Annotated in this window: 19 protein-coding genes; all 19 read right to left on the reverse strand. The window is 43.3% G+C overall.

Translation table 11 applies throughout. The annotated features are described in order from the left end of the window. Positions 1-37: 37 nt before the first annotated feature. Positions 38-1,456, reverse strand: a complete 1,419-nt coding sequence (locus NMM13_RS03605) for a flippase (protein ID WP_254728644.1) — start codon at positions 1,454-1,456, stop codon at positions 38-40. Positions 1,457-1,462: 6 nt separating this feature from the next. Further along, entirely contained in the window at positions 1,463-2,488 is a 1,026-nt protein-coding gene (locus NMM13_RS03610; RefSeq protein WP_049492589.1) for a zinc-binding dehydrogenase, read from the reverse strand. A 1-nt stretch (position 2,489) separates the two neighbouring features. Continuing rightward, entirely contained in the window at positions 2,490-3,197 is a 708-nt protein-coding gene (locus tag NMM13_RS03615) for a 2-C-methyl-D-erythritol 4-phosphate cytidylyltransferase (protein WP_070661582.1), read from the reverse strand. Positions 3,198-3,253: 56 nt separating this feature from the next. Next, positions 3,254-4,219 carry a glycosyltransferase family 2 protein gene (locus NMM13_RS03620; protein WP_254728646.1) on the reverse strand — a complete coding sequence of 322 codons (966 nt, stop codon included), beginning with the start codon at positions 4,217-4,219 and terminating at the stop codon, positions 3,254-3,256. Next, positions 4,219-5,313, reverse strand: a complete 1,095-nt coding sequence (gene wecB / locus NMM13_RS03625) for a non-hydrolyzing UDP-N-acetylglucosamine 2-epimerase (RefSeq protein WP_201037434.1) — start codon at positions 5,311-5,313, stop codon at positions 4,219-4,221. Before wecB ends, NMM13_RS03620 begins: the two co-directional genes overlap by 1 nt. Further along, the gene (locus NMM13_RS03630) at positions 5,310-6,395 is read right to left on the reverse strand and encodes a glycosyltransferase family 4 protein (RefSeq protein ID WP_254728648.1); all 1,086 of its coding nucleotides are present in this window, start codon (positions 6,393-6,395) and stop codon (positions 5,310-5,312) included. The genes wecB and NMM13_RS03630 overlap by 4 nt, the downstream gene beginning before the upstream one ends. Continuing rightward, positions 6,370-7,092, reverse strand: a complete 723-nt coding sequence (locus NMM13_RS03635; RefSeq protein WP_176745555.1) for a WecB/TagA/CpsF family glycosyltransferase — start codon at positions 7,090-7,092, stop codon at positions 6,370-6,372. The genes NMM13_RS03630 and NMM13_RS03635 overlap by 26 nt, the downstream gene beginning before the upstream one ends. 20 nt (positions 7,093-7,112) lie before the next feature. Continuing rightward, the gene (locus NMM13_RS03640; RefSeq protein ID WP_254728650.1) at positions 7,113-7,898 is read right to left on the reverse strand and encodes a LicD family protein; all 786 of its coding nucleotides are present in this window, start codon (positions 7,896-7,898) and stop codon (positions 7,113-7,115) included. 3 nt (positions 7,899-7,901) lie between these two features. Further along, positions 7,902-9,278, reverse strand: coding sequence for a sugar transferase (locus NMM13_RS03645; protein ID WP_254728652.1), 1,377 nt, complete (start codon positions 9,276-9,278; stop codon positions 7,902-7,904). 19 nt (positions 9,279-9,297) lie between these two features. Then, a complete protein-coding gene (locus tag NMM13_RS03650; RefSeq protein WP_021154082.1) occupies positions 9,298-9,990 on the reverse strand; it encodes a tyrosine-protein kinase in 693 nt (230 codons plus the stop codon). Between the two features lie 12 nt (positions 9,991-10,002). Then, positions 10,003-10,698, reverse strand: coding sequence for a Wzz/FepE/Etk N-terminal domain-containing protein (locus NMM13_RS03655; protein ID WP_023919869.1), 696 nt, complete (start codon positions 10,696-10,698; stop codon positions 10,003-10,005). 44 nt (positions 10,699-10,742) lie between these two features. Continuing rightward, positions 10,743-11,474: a capsular polysaccharide biosynthesis protein Cps4B gene (cps4B, locus tag NMM13_RS03660; protein WP_045760016.1), complete on the reverse strand. Its 732-nt coding sequence runs from the start codon at positions 11,472-11,474 to the stop codon at positions 10,743-10,745. Next, positions 11,471-12,940, reverse strand: a complete 1,470-nt coding sequence (locus tag NMM13_RS03665) for an LCP family protein (RefSeq protein ID WP_254728654.1) — start codon at positions 12,938-12,940, stop codon at positions 11,471-11,473. Before NMM13_RS03665 ends, cps4B begins: the two co-directional genes overlap by 4 nt. A 187-nt stretch (positions 12,941-13,127) precedes the next feature. After that, entirely contained in the window at positions 13,128-13,733 is a 606-nt protein-coding gene (nrdG, locus tag NMM13_RS03670) for an anaerobic ribonucleoside-triphosphate reductase activating protein (protein ID WP_254728656.1), read from the reverse strand. A 4-nt stretch (positions 13,734-13,737) separates the two neighbouring features. Further along, positions 13,738-14,238, reverse strand: a complete 501-nt coding sequence (locus NMM13_RS03675; protein WP_254728658.1) for a GNAT family N-acetyltransferase — start codon at positions 14,236-14,238, stop codon at positions 13,738-13,740. Between the two features lie 38 nt (positions 14,239-14,276). Further along, positions 14,277-14,417: a hypothetical protein gene (locus tag NMM13_RS03680; RefSeq protein WP_003002079.1), complete on the reverse strand. Its 141-nt coding sequence runs from the start codon at positions 14,415-14,417 to the stop codon at positions 14,277-14,279. Between the two features lie 11 nt (positions 14,418-14,428). Then, positions 14,429-16,639: an anaerobic ribonucleoside-triphosphate reductase gene (nrdD, locus tag NMM13_RS03685; protein ID WP_031574358.1), complete on the reverse strand. Its 2,211-nt coding sequence runs from the start codon at positions 16,637-16,639 to the stop codon at positions 14,429-14,431. A 122-nt stretch (positions 16,640-16,761) separates the two neighbouring features. Beyond that, positions 16,762-18,600: an MFS transporter gene (locus NMM13_RS03690; RefSeq protein WP_254728660.1), complete on the reverse strand. Its 1,839-nt coding sequence runs from the start codon at positions 18,598-18,600 to the stop codon at positions 16,762-16,764. A gap of 168 nt (positions 18,601-18,768) precedes the next feature. After that, complete coding sequence (cls, locus tag NMM13_RS03695; protein WP_023919883.1) at positions 18,769-20,304, reverse strand: cardiolipin synthase; 1,536 nt, start codon at positions 20,302-20,304, stop codon at positions 18,769-18,771. Positions 20,305-20,403 lie beyond the last annotated feature (99 nt).

The following is a 20,403-nucleotide window of genomic DNA, read 5'->3' on the forward strand; positions in this document are numbered from 1 at the left end:
TGTTTACTTAAAAATTCATATCCTTCCTTTCTACTCTCTACTGTTTATTTAAAAATTGTTGTTTTAATTCTTTCACATCTACCACTCTCAGAGATAGGATAGCGATCAGATAAATGATCCCACCAAGCACCGCATACACGAGTACATTCAGAGTAGGGGTGAAATGTAGGAATGGTTTTACAAGGAGCAAGAGGCCATACATCACAGCAGATGCAAAAATAATTTTTGTCATAGACCCGATAATTGGAACTTCCTTGAGGTAATGACGGGTATAGTACAGTTGAATCAGCCATACCAAGGATTCTGTTAAGACGGATACAATGGCTGCACCGATAAAACCAAAATGAGGTAAGAAGAGCACATTCAACCCGACACTGACGATAGCAGGAATCGTGGTTGACAGCATAAATTCTTTGTTCTTATCATGCGGGATGAGAATTTGAATCCCCATGATATTGGTCCATCCGATGAAGAACATACGGAAGATCATGATAGCGATGGCATAGCGAGCATCTTGGAAATCCTTCCCTAAGAAGAATCGAACAAAGTCATCGTTGACAATCAGCATACCCGCGATGATTGGGAAGATGACCAAATTATAGATCAAAAAGGACATTTGGTGCATCTTATTGACAGCCTTGTGGTCTCCTGAAGCCAAGAGACTCGCCACGCGCGGAAGCATGACACTTCCTAAAGACGTCACAAGGGTCAGCAAAATATTAACCAATTTCAAGGCCTGGTCGTAAATCCCTACATCCTTTGTAGAGGCGAGAGCCCCCAGCATAGTCCGATCCAAGGTGACATAGAGGGAAATAGCAATCTGCGGTAAAAAGAGCAGAATGACCGGTTTTAAATGCACCCGTGCATAAGCCAAATCAAAATGGGCTTTCCCAATGAACTCCCGAGCAGGTAACCACATACTGAGCTGACCTAAGAGCTCAAAGATGGTGAGTAAGAATACATAGAGATACAAATCATTGGCAGATTTGACAAACAAGAAGATGGAGATGACTCCAACCAGTTTAACCGTGATATTTCGAACGGTAATCTTACGAAAATCCTCTAATCCCTGAAAGAGCCAGGAGATGTCGAGTCCCTTTGAAACCAAACTGAGCCCTAAGATATAGGCCACAGGGTTTTGCATAGAAGGAAGCGCCAAGCACAGCAAGACATAGAGTAGGATGGACACAAAGGTCGCTCCTAACTGGAGGGTATAAATCCCCCAGAAATTCTTTTGAATGTCTTTGCGGTGTCCTGAGATCTCCTTGGTCCCGTAGTTAGCCACTCCCAAGGTCGCCAACAGGATAAAATAGGTGACGATGGAGTTGAAATAGCCATAGGTCCCCAAGTCATTCGAGCTAAAGACCCGTGTCACATAAGGAGTGGTAATAATCGGCAAGATAATCACCAGTAACTGGTAGGAGAGATTATAGGCGTAATTTTTTAACACTTTCATGACTGTCTACAATCCCCACTTGAAGACCGTTTTAAACGGTGTGATCAAATCCGTCGCAAAAGCTCGATGAATATCTGGAATGGTTTGAACTTCTCCATCAACGTGGATAATGTTTTTCAAACGACTTTGAACCCGACGATTAGCCAGCATCTCTACAGCCCGCTCAAAATCCTCACGACCTGAGCGAGAAGACCCCACAAAAGTCAATCCCTTTTCAAGAACATCTCTTGTATTAACCGCGACCCGGTTATCACTAACCCCCATTAACATCACGGTTCCTTGGGGTTTGATATGATCAATAATATCATTGATGGCTGGTTCGCTTCCTTGACCACCAGTACACTCAAAGGCGTGGTCAAACCGTTGATCGTCTGTCAACTCGCTGGTCAAAATTGCTTGATGAATGAAATTAAACAATTGCAGTTTATCATTGTTGCGCCCAACTACAGTTATCTTCAAATCTGGATAAAGATAGTGCAAAGAAGTCGCAACCACATATGAAAGACTACCATCTCCTAAAATCAAAACGGACTCTCTTCGTTGGTGGGCAATGAGGTCAAAGCGATGAATGGCATGCATGGCAACACTACTAAATTCCGCCAGAGCTGTCACAGGACCCCGAACTTCCTCTGGGTAAGCCACTACACGATCCAGCGGTAAGGCAACGACTTCCTGCATAAAGCCATTAAAGCCACTAGACAAGAAGTGCGTCCCCTCCAAATAATTTTCAAAGAAGACACCCTCTGTTTGATGAGGAGGTTGATTGGGAACCATAGCCACAATCTGTCCTGGTTGATAGGTTCCCGTAGGATCCGCTACCACGATACCAGATGACTCATGTATCAGGGCCATGGGTAATTTCTTTTTAAGCACCTTAGGATCCCGTTTTCCTTGATAGTAACGTTGGTCCGCATGACAAATAGCCATGTAATAGGGGCGTATTAACACCTTGTCTTCACGGCTCATGTCTTCTTCTTGGTATTTGATGGTAATATTTTTCGGCTGGGTCAGCTGAAAGATTTGGTTCAACATATTAATTGTCCTCAATCATACCGCGTGCAATTTTCAAATCTGTAATCGTCGTAATTTTAATATTGGAATATTCCCCTTTTGCAAGGGCAACTTTTTTACCATTGATGACAAAGATCTTGCAGGCATCTGTCAAGACTTCTTTTTGCTGATCACTCAAATCATGGTACAAGGCAAGAAAGTCTTTCATTTTGAAGGTTTGAGGGGTTTGACCCTGATAGAGGTATTGACGTTCTGGGATATCCGTGATAAAGGTATTATCTAAGCTTTGAACAATGGTATCGGTCGCTTCGACCACTGTATCCACCACATCATGACTCTTAGCTAGTTCAATGTTTTCTTGGATAGTTTTGAGGCTGACAAAGGGACGAACGGAATCATGAGTGACGATAATATCCTCATCTGTTAAAGGTTGCACCTCATCGATAGCCAAGATGATGTTTTCGATGGTAGAGTTGCGGTCACTTCCTCCCTCTACAACCACGATCCGATCCTTATAAGAAGCCAAGTATTTGTCGACCAGGTCTTCCGTATAGGTCACCCAGTCCGGATGAATCCCCAATACAATCTTTTGAATCTCATGGACTAATAAGAACTTCTCAACGGTATGGATTAAAATAGGACGTCCCCCCAAATCCAAAAATTGTTTGGGCATATCCGTAATCCCCATCCGTGAGCCTGTCCCACCTGCTAAAATCCCTGCATAAATCATCCTAAACCTCCTGTGTTGTCTCATTTCCCTTCTCTAGAACATAGCTATTTAGCAATCTAGCCTAGTTTTGCTCTCACCTTTTGATACAAATGAGGAGAAAGGAGCAAAAGAAGGTATTTGAGTTTATTTTTTCTTGTAATATGTGAATTGATTAGAATATCTTTCCAATAGCGACGATACTCTTTGCGAATCTTATTGACTTGGTCATACATTTGAGAACCTAATAAGGCATGGACCACATGCAAGCCATTAAAGACATAGCGGGTATTGACCGCTTTTTTCATTTCCGGATCATCAGGATAGTCTCGCTCGACATAGGCTCTGTTCCATTCCATGGCCTTGTAGAAATTCAAGAGCCGATCGCTATAAGAAGAATTGACGATACTCCCTGGTCTTCGATAGTATTTATAAAGATTTAGATCGCTAACTGCAATTTCCTCACAACAAGCAATATGTTCATAAGCAACAGCCAAATCTTCATAAATCATTCCTTCTGGATAGGGATGTTGGAGTAAGATCTCTTTCTTGTAGAGTTTTCCTCCTGAATGGGTCCCAACGTGGTGACCATAGAACATTTCTATCAGAGCTGTATGGCGGTCTAATTTCCTAGCGCCCTTTTCATTTAGATCTCCTGAAAAATCTTTGTCCTCATAACTTCTGACTTCAATGACCGGGGTCGATACGAGGTCAACATTATACTGGTCTTTCAATCCCATTAAATATTCAACAGTTCTACGATCATAATAATCATCTGAATCAAGGAAGATAATCCAGTCAGTTGTCGCAACTTTCACTCCTGTATTTCGAGCATTAGACAATCCCCCATTTTGAAGATGGAGCACTCGAATACGGTCATCTTCCTGAGCATACTGGTCACAAATTTCTCCTGATCGATCCGTCGATCCATCATCGACTAGGATGATTTCAATATTTGAATAGGTCTGTTGTCTAAGACTACCGACACTATACTGTAAATACTCCTCGACATTATAGACCGGTATGACAATCGAAACCTTTTCCATTATGCTAATCCCTTCATGATAATTTCTACAATCTGTTGACAAGCCGTTCCATCCCCATAAGGATTACTTGCCTGGCTCATCTTCTCGTATTCATCTTGGTCTTCCAGAAGGAGCTTGAAGTTGCGATAGATGTTTTCTTCTTCTGTTCCGACCAATTTCAAAGTCCCTGCAGCCACACCTTCTGGACGCTCTGTCGTATCACGCATGACAAGGACGGGCTTCCCTAAAGAAGGCGCTTCTTCTTGGACGCCACCTGAGTCCGTCAAGATCATATAGCTTTGGTTCATGAAATTATGAAAATCAATCACTTCCAAAGGCTCAATGATTTTCATTCGCTCATTCTCTCCAAAAATCTTGCTAGCCAATTCTCTGACTTTTGGATTTTTGTGAATAGGATAGACCACCTTGACATCTTCAAACTCTTCTAAAATCCGGTTGACCGCACGGAACATGTGCTCCATAGGTTCTCCAAGATTCTCGCGACGGTGGGCCGTCAACATGATGAGCTTGCTTCCTTTTGCCCATTCCAATATAGGGTGGTCGTAGTCTTCTTGGACTGTAGTTTTTAAGGCATCAATAACGGTATTTCCTGTAACGAAAATATTGGTCCGTCCTTCTTTTTGAAGATTCTCTTTTGAAACCTGGGTTGGAGCAAAATTGTAATCTGCCACTATGGAAGTAGCTTGACGGTTAAACTCTTCAGGGTATGGGCTTTGGAGATTGTAAGTCCGAAGGCCTGCTTCCACATGCCCCACTTTGATGCCCATATAAAAGGCCGCCAAAGCTGTTGCAAAGGTGGTTGTGGTATCTCCATGGACGAGGACAATATCAGGTTTTTCTTGCTCCAAGACTGGTTGGATTTTTTCCAATATAGAGGTCGTGATGGTAAATAATGTTTGATTGGCCTTCATAATGCCTAGATTATAGTCTGGAACAACACGAAAAACGTCTAAGACTTGGTCCAGCATTTCCTTGTGCTGCCCTGTTACACAGACTACCGTTTCAATGGTATCGTGTTGTTTGAGTTCATTGACCAAAGGACACATTTTAATGGCTTCTGGGCGCGTCCCAAACACTAACATTACTTTTTTCATTTTGAACCCTTCCTCATCGATTGGTAAAAGTTGCGATAGTTGTTTAAAAAGATCGGATAGCTAAACTTGTTATCATAATCTCTCTTTGCTTGAGCAGCTAAAGAGGCTCTTTTCTCAGGATCCTCTGCCAATTTTTTAATTGCTTGAGCTAAGGCTTGCGGATCCTCAGCTGGGACGAGGATCCCATTGCCAGAATTCACCACTTCGTTCACACCTGGAATATCTGTTGCAATCATGGTTTTGCCGTTCATAAAGGCCTCGATTGCGACCAATCCAAATCCTTCAAAGACAGACGGAAGGACACAAAAGTCAAAGCTATTGATACACTCTACCACGTCGCTTCGGTAGCCCAAAAAATGAATTCTTTCTTCAAGAGCCAATTCTTTTGTTTGATTTATCAAATAATTTTTTAATTCTCCGTCACCGACAAGAAACAAGGATACACTTGGATTTGTCACAAGTGACATGGCTTGGATCAGGTAGGGTAAGCCTTTTTGTTCGGATAAGCGAGCGATACAGCCTATTTTGATACCGTCACATTTAGTAATTTCATTTACTGTATGCTCACTTTGTTTCATTTTCACTCCATTATAAATCACAATAGAGTTTTTTGACCCTACATCATTAAGGATATTTCCCTGGACAGCTTGACTGACAGCAACCGTTCGAGCCTTTCCTAGGGCGAATTTATAAAGTGGTAATTTATCCTTGAAAACATTATGGGCTGTATAGACATGGATCAATTTTGGATGGCGCATCTGCAGCAAACGAATATAGAAAGCAGCCATCCGGTGATGGGTGTGAACAATAGTGATCTCATTTTCTTTGATGATCTTGGAAAGACTAGCAAGAATCTTGAGGACAGTAGCTGGCTGTTTGCTATCGACATCTAGAATCCGATGGTGTTGAATCCCATTCTCTGCTAGTTTTTCTTCCCACAATCCACCAGTAGACGCAACATGAACCTGGTCAAATTCATCCTTGAGGTCTGTCGCCAACTGATAGACAATGCGCTCTGCCCCACCGATATCCATGGTCCGCGAAATGTGCAGAATATTATTTTTTTGCTTTCCGTTTTTCATGTACTACTCTCTTAATAAAAGTGGCATTTCCTACAAAATAGCGCTTAAAGAGGCGTTTTGGTTCATTGGCCACACGGAACAACCATTCCAGATTGGCCTTTTGCATCCACATAGGTGCCCGCTTGATATGTCCTGAAAGGACATCAAAGCTTCCTCCCACTCCCATAAAGACAGAGTTGACTCCATTGTCCATAAACTTCTGGATCAAGTACTCTTTTTTAGGAGAGGTAATGCCGACAAAGACAAAATCTGGATTCTTCTCACGAATATCTTCTTGAATAGCCTCTTCCTCTTCAGCAGAGAAATAGCCATTGCGATGCCCCACTACTCGGAGATTCGGATAATCCTTTTTAAAGATAGTTAACATATCTGTCAAGACTTCCTCTTTTGCCCCGAAGAAGTAGACAGAGTAGCCTTTTTCATTGGCCAAATGGAGCAATTCCTGCATCAAATCAATGCCTGCCACGCGCTCTGGTACAGAATAGCCCAAATAGCGCGCTGCGAGAACAACAGAAGCACCGTCTGCATTAATGATTTCAGATTCATTAACTATCTTCTTGATGGCTTCGTCTGTCGCACACTGATTGAGCTTATCTGCGTTGACCCCCATCAAATGGAGTGGTTTTTTATCTCGTACAAATTTTTCTGTAGCAGCAACGGTTTCAGCCATTGTTAAAGGGTCAATTCTGACCCCCATCATTGTAAAACTTTTCAAGCTTATTCTCCCCAAGTTGATTCAAAGTGACCTTTTTGCTCTGATTCTTCAGGCAACTTCATATAATCGCCATAAATTTTTGTCAGATAAGCATCCGGATCAGCATGACCACTGATTTTAATGGTTTCAAAATCAAGGAGTTGTGGCTCCCCAAATACCTCTTTGTAGGCCAATTCTCTCTCGCGATAGGATCCTAAGACATTTCCCACGAGATCACTTGTCTCAAAGTCATATTTTTTAATCGTATTTTGTAACTTTTGATTGATTTTTTCAGTATTTAGTAATTTGTCTAGGTGAAGGATCTTAGAAACCTTCACAATTGAATTTTCAAAGAAACCTCGGTCGCGATTGTGCAATCGATTGATGACAGATATTTTGGAAAGGGCACGGTAATACTTAATTTTATTAGTGTGCAAGAAATAGTGGAACCCATCTGATGGGTATCCATCTAAAGGAAACACATCGATAAAAGGACTACACACAACCCCACCAAATTCAATTTGAAGCGAGGTATCCATGATCGATGTATTGCCTAAATTATCATCATGGATTCTCAAGATGACATTGCTTGGTAATTCATTTTGGCAAATTTCCAGAAACTTTTCATAGTCTTTCCTAGGCATGCCTAAATCCATATCGTCATCCCAAGGGATAAAGCCCTTGTGACGAATAGCTCCCAACAAAGTGCCCCCTAAAGCATAGTATCGAAGATTGTGTTTTCTGCAAATTTCAATATACTTTTCTAGTAAGGATAATTCTCCTAATTGAATCTGTCTAACTTTACTCACAGGCTACTTCGCTCCTTCTTTTCTAAGTACAACCTTTACGGTCTTGAGCAAGATCTGAATGTCTCTCCAAATCGTCCAATCATCCATGTACGCAACGTCCAGTTTGACCACTTCGTCAAAATCCTTGATTTCACTGCGTCCGCTCACTTGCCAAAGGCCTGTAATGCCTGGCTTGAAGCTGAGTCGGCGTTTTTGGGCTGGCGTATATTCTTGGTATTCGTCAACTGTTGGGGGACGAGTCCCGACCAGACTCATATCACCGATCAGAACATTGTAAAATTGTGGCAATTCATCGAGACTGGTCTTACGGATAAAGCGTCCGATTGGCGTTACCCGCGGATCATTTTCCATCTTGAACATGCCACCTGTCATGGTATTTTGTGCCATGAGATCTTTTTTAATCTCTTCGGCGTCCACGCGCATGGAGCGGAATTTATAGAAGTTGAAATACCGTCCGTTCTTTCCAACCCGTTTTTGTACAAAGAAGGCAGGTCCGCCATCCTTACGAATCAGAGGGACTAAGACGATACTCACTAGGCCACAAATCAAGAGACCAAAGAGGGCTCCTGCAATGTCCAAGAGACGCTTAGCAAATACGTGGCTCGGCTTGTAGAAATTGGTTGAGAAAGTGACGACACTTAGTCCCCCGACTTCTCGAACCCGTTTATTGCCCAAGGAAGCGAAGTTAAAGGCATTAAGATTAACCGATACATCGATCCCCATACTCTCAAACTCCGAGACGAAATCACTAATATTGTAGTCCTCACTTGGCAGATTGATAAACACTTCATCTACCACTTCCTTGGTCACAAAGTTCATCATTTGATCCGGCTGCACCACCCGTACACCCGAATGGGTAAAATCCGTATCATCCATGACAGTGACACCGATCAATTCCCCATGATAAAGGCTAGGCGAATGCAGAATATCAAATACCTTTTCCATCCGACTGGTCGCTGTGATCAAGAAAATCTTTCGCGAACTTTTCCGTCGCGGTGAAACAGACTTCCGGTATCTCTTGAGCAAGAGATCCATGATGTAGACGGAAAACGTATTGAAAAGAAAGAAGTAGATCATCCCCCGACGAGAAATGGAAAAGACCCCATCGAGCATAAAAGAGGTAAAGGTGATCCCAACAGCGAAAAATACGTTGTATTTCAAGACCTGAAAGAGCTCATCTAGATAGCCTCTGCTATAAAAACGATAGGCAATATTGCTAATGTAAAAGGCTACAAAATGCAAGAGATAGAGAATGGCGATCGTCTGTGACGTGTATTCTGCATCCTTAAAAAGACTCACAATGTAAGCTGAAAATAGGACAGCTAAACTTTGAAAGAGAACAATATTTAGTTTTTCCAGTTCAATTCTTTCTTCTCCCATTTTCCCTCAATCCTATTCTTTACTTTTTCCCGTACTCTCCGTAAGATCCATACCCACCGTATGAACCATACTCAGCAGCTTTAATGTTAAATTTATTGAGCACTACTCCTAAGAAAGGTGTGCCTGTTTGTTCTAATTGGTCCTTGGCCTTTTGGACAGCCTTGCGTCCATTGGCACCAGATTCTGTGATCAAGACAGTTCCATCACAGCGTTGGGCGATAATGGCCGCATCGATCACGACCCCGATTGGAGGCGTATCGACAATGATGTAGTCAAAATGCTCACGCAAGGCATCCATCATCACAGTGAAGTTCTTGCTTTGCAAGAGACCTGTTGGGTTTGGCGCGACCTGTCCAGACTCGATGATATCCAAGTTTGGAAAATCAGTCGCATACAAGATTTGGTCCAATTGGCTACGACCAGATAAGAAGTCAGTCAAGCCTTGGATCTTATCCCGACTACGGAAAATCCCTGTCATGACAGAGTTCCGGATATCACAGTCGACCAAGAGGGTCTTGTAACCCGCACGCGCAAAGGCAACGGCCAAGTTGGTTGAAGTGGTTGATTTCCCTTCATTTTCTTGAACAGATGAGATAGCGATGACTTTTAAGTCCACCCCACTCAATTGGATATTCGTCGCAAGGGCATTGAAGTATTCTTCTGCCTTCCGAATTTCTTGTAATTTATTTTTTGAAATTTCTAACGTATTCATGCGATCCCCAGTCTACAGTTTCTTAATATCTGGCACAATACCAAGTAAGGTTAAGCCCATCAACTCTTCGATATCTTCTGGTCTCTTGACACGATCGTCCAAGACTTCTACTACAACCATGAGAACCACCATGAGGCCTGCTCCAGCAATGAAGCCAAGAAGGACATTGCGTCGGATATTTGGTGAAGAAGGTGATTGAGGCACTTCTGCTTCATCCAAGGTCGTAACATCTGACACCTTGGTCACAGCAATGATCTTTTCAGCTGCTACATTCCGAAGGCCGTTGGCAATACGAGCTGCTTCTTTTGGATTTCCGTCCTTAGCCGTGATCGAAAGGATACGAGTATCTGTTGGAACGGATACACTGATCTTTTTCGACAACTCAGCAGGTGTCATATCGAGTTTCAATTCTTCGATGGCTTGGCTCAAGACATTTTGAGAAAGAATGATTTCACGGTAGTCCTTAACCAAGTAAGAACCAGCCTGCAAATCAGAGTTTGTCAAGGCATTGTTATCTTGGTTTTGACGACTGACCACGTAGATCCGGCTAGTACTTTGGTATTCTTTCTTGGCTAAAAAGGCACTGTAGCCAAATGCTGCAATGGCAAAGACAAGAGCGACCAAAACGATCGAAAACTTGCGTTTCCATAGGGTCTTCAGCATAGCGAAAACATCAATTTCCACTGCTTGATTTTCTTGATTGTTCATTTCCTAATTACTCCTTCATGTGGATCTCTCCACCTGTTTTCTGGTTAGATTAATTCATCCGCTAACAAGAGTTCTTGATTGCTGACAAAGAGAGCTTGTGCTCGTTGTTCTCCGTATTCTTCCTTGATCAAGCGATAGGCTTCTGCCATATAAGGCGGTCGTTTATCCACATTGTGCATATCACTGGCCACAAAGTGCACCAAGTCTTTTTCTAAGAAGTACCGAGCTCGTTTTTTGAGTTGTTTTTGTTCATCCCCAAAGAGGCGAGGCTTGAGAACACTGGAACTATTGATCTGCATGTAGCAGCCCATGTCAATCATCTCTTGCACGCGCTCCTCATTTTTCTCCAAGCACTTGTAGCGCTCGATATGGGCCACCACTGGTGTCACACCTAGATGGAGCAAACGGTCCAAGGCCGTATGAATCTCCTTGTAAGGTGTTCCCATGCTGAATTCAATCAGCGCAAAGCGCGTCTCAGCTAAACGTGGAATGATCTTTTCTTCCAGTTTTTTCAAGACATCATTCGTAAAGTAGATCTCTGCCCCGTAATGAATCGTTAAATCTGGCGCGACCTCTGCCGCAATTTTTTTCACTTCTTGAAAATTTTCAGAAATCTTTTCTTCGGGAGTTTCAAACATCCCCTTGCGACGATGAGAAGTGGAGATAATAGTCCGCACCCCTTGGCGATAGCTTTCTTCCAATAAGGCACGCGTATCTTCTCTTGTCTTTGGTCCATCATCCACATCAAAGACGATGTGCGAGTGGATATCAATCATTTTTCTTTTCCTTCCATTACTTTTTGAATGGTTTCCTTAGCCTTGGTCAAGCTCGCTTGATCCAACTCCATGACATAGAGGTTGGATCCAGGCATAGCATAAGACGGCAAGTCATTTCGTCCTTGACCGGTAATCGCTTGAGAAGTCACCTCATAAGAACCACCTGTTTCTAACTGGGTATTGATCAAGTTCATCATAGTCGGCAACTGCATATTGGTTTGGACAGAATCTTGGAGGTTTCCGATAATCTCATTGTAGTTGCTTAAGACCTTGGTAGAGGTCAACTTTTTGATAATGGCCGCAATGACTTTTTCTTGGTTTTTCCCACGGTCATTGTCGCCACCTTGAAGAGAGTAGCGTTCTCGGACAAAACCGAGGGCTTGCTCTGAATTCAAATGAACCTTTCCAACTGGGAAATGGAACTTGCCATGAAGGCTCGTGAATTCTTGGTCATTTTCCACATCGATTCCCCCTAGAAGGTCAATCAACTTGAGGAAGGAGGTGAAATTGAGACGAACATAATAGTTGAGCTTGATATCATAGAGATTCTCAAGAGTATGGATCGAAGCATCCACTCCGTAGATCCCTGCATGGGTCAACTTATCGTTCTGGTTGTTACCACCATCTGCAATCGGTACATAGGCATCCCGTGGAGTCGTTGTCAATAGGACTTGCTTGGTCTTCCGATTAACCGTCATGATGATATTGACATCTGATCGAGAAACCGAGGTTACTGGGCCATAGGTATCGATCCCGCTGACATAGATGTTAAAGACATCCGCATTGGCAGACACCTTGCTCGTCGCTGCTACTTCTTTTCGAATCTTGTAGGAATAGATTTTCTTCAACTTCTTCGCATAGTCGGCATCTTCAGCAGCGATAGTATCTTCAAAGGTACTGTTGAGCACCATGGCAGAAGCATTCCCTTCTTGCAGGCTCTTATAGGCATCTAGATAAGTCTGTGCATCGACTACAGAAATTTCCTGACCCTTGGTCTTTTTGATATTGTCCAAGAGGGCCGTGAGATTGGCTTCATTATTGTTGCCCTTTGGTGCCACCACTTCCTTGATTTCTTTGATGTCTTTGATGTCACTGTCTTTCTTGACATAGACAGCCATCTCAAACTCTGTATAGTTAGAATGGCCATTGACATTGCTCGTCAGATTTAGCAGCTGTTGACTAGCAAACAAAACTCCCGAACTAGCCAATAAGCCGACAAGAAGCAAGACCAAAGTTGTCTTTTTGGCCTGATTTTTGATCACAAACCAAGCTGATAAGAGCAAGAGAAGAGCTAGTAGTGCAATCACGAGAACATTGACATAGCGAAAAGCCAAGATGTTATTGGCCAACATAGTATAGGTCGCCCAACTTGCAGTCATAAGCAAAAAAATAAGCAATACGGAATTAATGATTCGCAATTGCCCCCACTTATGTTCTGAACGACGACTCCGTCTCCTTTGTGACATAAATACCTCCAATTAGTCCTAATCATGTTTATTGTAACATATTTTTAGCAAAAAATGCATTAATTATCACTTTTTTGTCCATTATGGACATTTGGAAAGTAAGCGTTTTCAAAAACAAGCAAAACCCCTTGTATACTTATGCAGAGAATCCAAAAAAACCGGGTGAAACACCCGGTTTTTGAAGATCCTACAAAAGATCATCCCGCTTGACTTGCTCAAAACTTTCCTTGCCATCATTGAGCTTGTCCCAGATGACAACCTTTCCTTCTTTCAATGATTTTTGAACATCAATAATCCGCTGGTTGGAAGAACCACGAAATTGCAACATGAGGTTGCGCTTGCTTTTATCATACCGTCCATCGACCAGGATATCAATCAGCGACAATAGCTCCAGTTTATCAGGCGTTTCTAACATCATTTCTTCCCAAGTGTAGCCGGTCCAAGACCAAATATCTTTTTCCGGCAATTCTTTCCGAATACGTTTTACAAGGGGTAAAAGAATACCGGTATTAAGAAATGGCTCTCCCCCAAGCAGGGTCAGGCCTTGGACATAGGGTTGGGCCAGATCTTCCATGATCTGCTCTTCCAATTCTTTGGTATAAGGAATGCCTGCATTGAAAGACCAGGTCGCTACATTGTAACAGCCCTCACAGTGAAACATGCAACCGGCCACGTAAAGGGAGTTGCGCACTCCTTCTCCATCTACAAAGTTAAAGGCCTTATAGTCAATGATTCGCCCTTTACTCAGCTCCTCACTTTTCCATTCACCTGGTTTAGGTGTATTCCATGTCATCCTTCTACTCCACTTCTATCCAATAACGCTCCGTTCCATTTCGAACATCTTCAAATTGACCGCCATTAGCTAAGATAACCGCTCGGCTGGCCGGATTTTCCGTGCTACAAGTCACCAGAGCACGATGGATGTTCTTTTCTTTAGCAACTTGCAGACCTTGACGGAGAGCTTCCTTGGCATACCCCTTGCCTCTTTCAGAGGGACGGATGGAATAGCCAATATGGCCTCCTTCTTCCAATAAGAAGTCATTGAGACGCAATCGAAGGTTGAGGAATCCAACTGCTTTACCATCTTTTGCAAAAGCAACTAACTGAATATCAGGCACCCACCCTTCAGGCAAATTAATCCCCATTTCATGATTCTGATTACTTTCCAACCACTCTTCATAAACAAAATTCTCAGCATCCCAAAAGCCGCCGTCGTGGGCCGACTGGCTCTGTTCAAACTCTGCCATCATCTCTAAAACTGTTTCTTTATCTGCTAATCTTGGTCTGCGTAGTTCCATATTCCCCTCCCCGCTATAAGAAAAGCGAGAGCGAACTCTCACTTTTTCTTATTCTTATTTAAAAATTGTTCTCTCAGGCTGGCTACTCGGTCTTTTTTATTGATTCCACCCTTTGAATGCTTCTCGTGGAATCGTTGAACCTGAGCCTTGCCCTTATCATCTAATTGGTATTTTCCCATAATATCCTTTTCTAATCTGTCACTTGGTGACCAGCTGATTTGATAGTGGATCCATTCATGTGTTTGACCCGTGCAGCGATTTCCTTATGACGGCCATTGACCATCGGACGAGCTTGCGGGTTTCCGAGATAACCACAGGTCCGTTTGACCACATCAACCGTCTTAGGATCGCTATTGCCACAGTTTGGACAAGCAAATCCGCGCTCAGTCGGCGTGAAATCTCCTTCAAAATCACACTTGTAACAACGGTCAATCGGCGTATTGGTTCCGAGATAACCAACCCGGTCATAAGCATAATCCCAAACTGCTTCAAGGGCTTTTGGATTTTGTTGGAGCACAGGGTATTCACAATAGTGGATAAAGCCACCAGACGCCCCAGCTTCAGGATAAACTTTTTCAAAATCCAACTTTTCAAATGGCGTTGGGTTCTTACGAACATCGTAGTGGAAACTATTGGTGTAGTATTCCTTGTCTGTGATATCCGGAACCTTACCAAATTTCTCCGTATCTAGGCGACAGAAGCGGTCTGTCAAGCTTTCTGACGGTGTCGAATAGATGGAGAAGTGGTAATCATACTGGTCAGACCATTCTTCCACGCGCGCTTTCATATCCTTGATGATATCGATCGTGAATTGTTTGGCTTCTGGATTGTGTTCCCAATTTGGACCATAAAAGACGGTTGCGACTTCATAGAGTCCGATATAGCCAAGAGAAACGGTCGCTCTGCGATGACGGAAGAGCTGATCTACCTGGTCATACTTGCCCAAGCGTTTCCCGAAAGCGCCATATTGGTAGAGAATCGGTGCATTGGCTGGTGTCGCTTCTTTGGTGCGTTCCACCCGGTAAACCAAGGCATCTTCAGCGATGTTCATCCGTTCATTAAAGATTTGCCAGAATTTCTCCTTGTCTCCGCCAGATTCCAAGGCAATTCGAGGTAAATTGACCGTCACGACTCCAAGATTCATCCGGCCAGAATTAACTTCCACACCATTCTCGTCCTTCCAACCTTGAAGGAAAGAGCGACATCCCATGGGCACCTTGAAGGAGCCTGTCAATTCTACAATCTTGTCATAAGAGAGGACATCTGGATACATGCGTTTCGTAGCACATTCCAAGGCCAATTGCTTAATATCATAGTTAGGCGTTCCAGGCTCTAAGTTGAGTCCCCGCTTGAGGGTAAAGATTAATTTTGGAAAAATGGCTGTCCGATGTTCCGATCCAAGACCCTTAATCCGAATTTCCAGAATCGCCTTTTGGATTTCCCGTTCGAAGCGATTGGTTCCAAGGCCAAAACCAAGCGAAGTGAAAGGAGTTTGCCCGTTTGAAGTAAAGAGGGTATTGATCTCATATTCTAGCGATTGCATGGCATCATAAATATCTTTTTGAGTCTTGCTCCAAGCATAGTCCTCTTGCTTTTCAGGAAGTACCCACTCTTTGGCATCTGCCAAGTGTTTTTGGTAGTTCTTTTCTGCATAAGGGGCCAGGACCTCATCGATCCGGTCAGCTGAACAGCCCCCGTACTGACTAGAAGCTACATTGGCAATAATCTGCGAGATTTGTGCCGTTGCAGTTTGGATAGACTTAGGACTTTCGACTTCTGCATTCCCGATTTTGAAGCCATTTCTGAGCATGCCTTCAAAATCGATCAAACAGCAGTTGGTCATCGGTGTATAAGGGCTATAGTCCAAATCATGGTAGTGGATGTCCCCTTTTTGGTGAGCATTGGCTACGTGTTTGGGCAACATTTTAAGACCAATAGACTTACCAACGATCCCTGCCGTCAAGTCCCGTTGCGTATTAAAGACATCACTGTCCTTATTGGCGTTTTCATTGACGACGGCTTGGTCCTTATTGAGGAGTTTGCCAATTGTAAAGTTGATATCCGTCGCTTTTGAGCGCTCAAAATCCCGCTGAGTCCGATAAGTAATGTAGCTCTCAGCAATCGCATATTCATTGGCTTGAAGCAATTCATGTTCGACAACATTTTGGATCTCATAGATCTTCACGCCATTTGGAAAACGTTCCAAGATCTCTGCGATCACACGATCGACAATGGCTTCTAGTTTGGCTTCCATCACTGGAGTGAGAGAAGTCACTTCTTCTGTCGCCTTCAACAAGGCTTTATAAATTTTTTCAACATCGAATTGAACACGACGGCCATCTCGTTTTTCAACAAAAATATCCGGGGCCATTCTCAGTTTTTCTTCTCTCAAGGTGATCATACCAAACATGCCTCTCTTCATTTATTTACATACAAGTTGTATTATACCACTCCAAAAATAAAAATCAATATCTTGTGGAAAATTTTATAAAAAACTTTCTAAAGCACAAGATATTGATTTTCTTAAGAGCGTTGATAGAGTTTGAAATGACGGTATTTCTTCTCAACGAGACGATAATTTTCTTTGAGCAAGTCCTTCATTTTGGAGGTCAATTCTACCTGATTGTTGACCACAATATACTTGGGTTCAGACCGATCGATTTGTTGGGTTACATTTGTTCGGTTTTCATTAATCCCCAGATAAGAAGTCGGGGTCAATAAGGCAGAAGCTGCCAAACGATCGCTTTCTTGATAGAGAATAGCTGTCGTATCCCAAGCATAGATGGTATCTTTGTCCTTGCTATGGTTATGAATGTAGCTAGCAATAGCGCTCCGTTCACTGGATTGACCAGACTGAAGCACCAGATCTTGAACCACTGGATTCGCCAACAGATAGATAAGGGCTACTAGCGGTAAGAAAACTTGGCTCGTAAAGTAAGCGGCCCAAACTTCCTTGTTTTTCTTCTTCCGACCACGGCGTTCGATCCCATCGTTTTCTTCCCCATCTCGTGAGAACCAGATCGCAAACAAAGGAAGAACAAATGGCAACATCGGTAACAATTGGTAAGCTCCTTGTTCCGGAAGACCAATCGACACGATAAGGACTACCAAGCTACCTGCCCATCCTATAAAGCGGAAGATCCGGCGAGCACTGCTATTTTGCTTCGTAAAGGACATCAAAAAGGCAGAGACTAGGCCAAAGGCCAGCGCCAACAGTCCGTAATAAATGGCGTTACTGAAGGTCTGTCCATTAGTAAAATTCAAGGCATTAAAGACATAGGTTACTTGGTTAATGGCATAGCCAAAAGTCTGATTCAAAACGGTGATATAGCCAATTGGATAAAAGACGAGTGAAAAACCAAGGAGAGCTGCTAGCAGTTGATAAAAGCCACGCGCCCATCTCTTCTGCTTGATGTTAAAGGCTGTTAATCCAAGGAAGGCCAACAAATAAAACAAGGCACTGGTCATCGGATCAATCAAGAAAGCCACAGCTGCAATCGCACCATAAAGGATAAAGCCTTCATCCTTACGATGCCCAATCAAATAAGCCAAAATGAAATTCATGCTGGCAAATAGGATTGGAAGACTAAAGAGAGTCACATAAGTTCCTCCAAAACCAAGGCCTAGCACCAAGAAATAAAAGAGTAACTGGACATTCTTCGCTGTATCTTTATCAGACACCAGCAAGCGCACAACCCGATAGAGATAGGTACCCGCAAAGAAGAGGGCAATCGCTTGGAGGATCATCAAGATCCAATGTCCACCAGCTAAACTTCCCAACCAGTTGATTGCATAATAGAGCAGACCATTGGTTCCGTAAAAATCACCAAACGGTACTTGCCCCTTGGTCATTGCCCAGCCAGCATACAAGTTTTGCGATTGTTGATTGGTTGCAAAACGGGTTAAAAATGGCACCCCGACATGCAGCAAACTAATCAAGAGACTCAACACAAAAGGAATCGCTAGGGGGACTGGACGCTTAGCTTGACGACGGATCGGCTCAACTGCCACATCTGCTTCTAGCTCTTCCGTATTCTCTTCTACCTTCGATGCTTCCGCTTTTGTCGCTTCAACTCCCGCCTTACGCGAACGACGACTCATCCGACTGAGCGGTTGCTCAGCTTCTTGTTCCAATTCTTGTGTAGGTTCTGCTATTGCTTCTGGCTTGGCATCACTAATTTCCTCTGATGCCTCCATTGCAACCGGCTCCTCCAAGACTTCTGCCTGCTGGCTATGAGTCGGCTCTTCTTCACGAAAGACTGATTTATCTAGCACCTCGCGAATTTCACGTGTATCCTGAAAACTGTCTCCCACGTGAAGCCCTAACTTTTTCGAAGTCATTTCTTGCTCTTTTTCGCTCATTCTTTTTCCTTTTCTTCGCTATTCCTCTGCTCTTTCCTTTTAGAAAAAAGCCCATTATCTTCTCTAGTATACCAAATTCTGCTGACCCTGTCAGCCTCTTATCACATAGTCCTATGGAAAAAGAGTCAGGCATCTCGATTCCTGACTCTGATTTTCGTTTTTATACATTTACAACATCGGTGCGAACAATTGCATAATTTCCTTGATTAAGCTTTGGTGCCATGTAAAGCGGAAGGTATCTTCAGTGATTTCTTGGGATACTTCAAAGATGTGGTCAAAATCCTCCCGAATCTTTTTCAAGGCAGGCGTCCGATACATCCAGACCGCATTTTCATAGTGATGGACCAGGCTGCGGTAGTCAAAGTTAATCGACCCTACAACCGCCATTTCATCATCGGCAAGAACTTGCTTGCTATGGACAAAACCAGGCGTGTACTCATAGATTTTCACACCAGCATCCATCAGATCCAAGTAAGCCCCACGCGTAACAATTTGGATCAATTTTTTATCCGGAATATGCGGGGTCACGATGCGAACATCCACCCCACGAAGGGCCGCATTGCGGATATCTTCTGTCAAATCATAATCGATGATCAAGTAAGGAGTCGTGATATAGACGTAATCCGTCGCTTGGTTGATCATATTTTGATAAACCGTCTTTCCGACCTGCGACTTGTAAATTGGCTTTGGTCCACTCCCATAGGGAATGTAGAGCCCTTCTCCTTCGACCGCCTTATTTTCAATATGGTAGCGGTCAAAATCCTCGATTTCCCCACGGTTGATGTACCAGTTCATGAGGAAGAGTCGCGTTAAGGCCTTAACAGCTCGTCCATCCAAACGGATGGCACTGTCCTTCCAGTGACCAAACCGCTCAATGTGGTTGATGTACTCGTCTGCCAAATTGACACCACCCGTATAGCCGATCTGACCATCAATGACCAAGATCTTACGGTGGTCTCGGTTGTTATAAGCTACTGTCAAACGGGGGATCACCTTGTTAAATTTATGGGCATCAATTCCCATCTTTCGCAATCGTTTGGTATAGTTCCCAGCCAAAGTCGCCATACAGCCGATATCGTCATAAAGGAGTTTGACTTCGACCCCCTCTTTCACTTTCTGCTCTAAAATCTCTAGGATACTGTTCCACATCAAGCCCTCATCAATGATGTAAAACTCGATGAAGATAAATTTTTTCGCCGCTCTCAGATCCTCTAGTAGTTGCTCATACATCTCCTCCCCTAGAGGGTAAAAGGTTGATGCCGTCCCATTGTAGAGATCCGCATTGTGATCCATGGATAAAATCGACTTGACCAAGCCATAAACCGCCTTGCTTTCTTGCTTGAGCTCCTTACGCAACTGATGACTATTGTCCTCTCGAAACTTCATGGACTCCATATTTTTCAGCTGGATCATTTCCTTTTTGGACAAACGTCGCTCTCCAAACATGAGGTATAAAAGCGATCCAAAGACAGGAATGACGGCAATCAAGAGCCAGGTCACCTTATTTTCAGGCGGGGTATTTCGATTAACAATAGCCAAGATTGTCGACACATATAAGAGCCCAATGACCGCAACAGATAGCCAATGCGGGAACCATCTATTAAGCCAGAAGAAGGCCGCAAAGGATGCCCAAAGTTCAAAGCCCATAAACAAAATACTAAATCCATATTTGGACATTAATAGACGTAATTTTCGAAAGGTCACAGCATCCTCCTTTTTTCTTTCTACTAGTATACCAATTCTTTTTACCCGATGCAACGACCAACCAAGCCCCTTCTAGACAAACAAAAAGAGAGTGGGACA

Source organism: Streptococcus sp. CF8_St5-11 (genome assembly GCF_024295625.1).
GTDB lineage: Bacteria > Bacillota > Bacilli > Lactobacillales > Streptococcaceae > Streptococcus.

Coding starts and splice junctions, on each gene's coding strand:
- NMM13_RS03605 (WP_254728644.1), bottom strand. CDS start 1,456: ATGAAAGTGTTAAAAAATTACGCCTATAATCTCTCCTACCAGTTACTG.
- nrdG (WP_254728656.1), bottom strand. CDS start 13,733: ATGACATGGAATACACCTAAACCAGGTGAATGGAAAAGTGAGGAGCTG.
- NMM13_RS03680 (WP_003002079.1), bottom strand. CDS start 14,417: ATGGGAAAATACCAATTAGATGATAAGGGCAAGGCTCAGGTTCAACGA.
- wecB (WP_201037434.1), bottom strand. CDS start 5,313: ATGAAAAAAGTAATGTTAGTGTTTGGGACGCGCCCAGAAGCCATTAAA.
- NMM13_RS03665 (WP_254728654.1), bottom strand. CDS start 12,940: ATGTCACAAAGGAGACGGAGTCGTCGTTCAGAACATAAGTGGGGGCAA.
- cps4B (WP_045760016.1), bottom strand. CDS start 11,474: ATGATTGATATCCACTCGCACATCGTCTTTGATGTGGATGATGGACCA.
- NMM13_RS03675 (WP_254728658.1), bottom strand. CDS start 14,238: ATGGAACTACGCAGACCAAGATTAGCAGATAAAGAAACAGTTTTAGAG.
- NMM13_RS03690 (WP_254728660.1), bottom strand. CDS start 18,600: ATGAGCGAAAAAGAGCAAGAAATGACTTCGAAAAAGTTAGGGCTTCAC.
- NMM13_RS03655 (WP_023919869.1), bottom strand. CDS start 10,698: ATGAACAATCAAGAAAATCAAGCAGTGGAAATTGATGTTTTCGCTATG.
- NMM13_RS03610 (WP_049492589.1), bottom strand. CDS start 2,488: ATGTTGAACCAAATCTTTCAGCTGACCCAGCCGAAAAATATTACCATC.
- NMM13_RS03645 (WP_254728652.1), bottom strand. CDS start 9,278: ATGGGAGAAGAAAGAATTGAACTGGAAAAACTAAATATTGTTCTCTTT.
- NMM13_RS03615 (WP_070661582.1), bottom strand. CDS start 3,197: ATGATTTATGCAGGGATTTTAGCAGGTGGGACAGGCTCACGGATGGGG.
- NMM13_RS03650 (WP_021154082.1), bottom strand. CDS start 9,990: ATGAATACGTTAGAAATTTCAAAAAATAAATTACAAGAAATTCGGAAG.
- nrdD (WP_031574358.1), bottom strand. CDS start 16,639: ATGATCACCTTGAGAGAAGAAAAACTGAGAATGGCCCCGGATATTTTT.
- NMM13_RS03630 (WP_254728648.1), bottom strand. CDS start 6,395: ATGAAAAACGGAAAGCAAAAAAATAATATTCTGCACATTTCGCGGACC.
- NMM13_RS03620 (WP_254728646.1), bottom strand. CDS start 4,219: ATGGAAAAGGTTTCGATTGTCATACCGGTCTATAATGTCGAGGAGTAT.
- NMM13_RS03635 (WP_176745555.1), bottom strand. CDS start 7,092: ATGGGGGTCAGAATTGACCCTTTAACAATGGCTGAAACCGTTGCTGCT.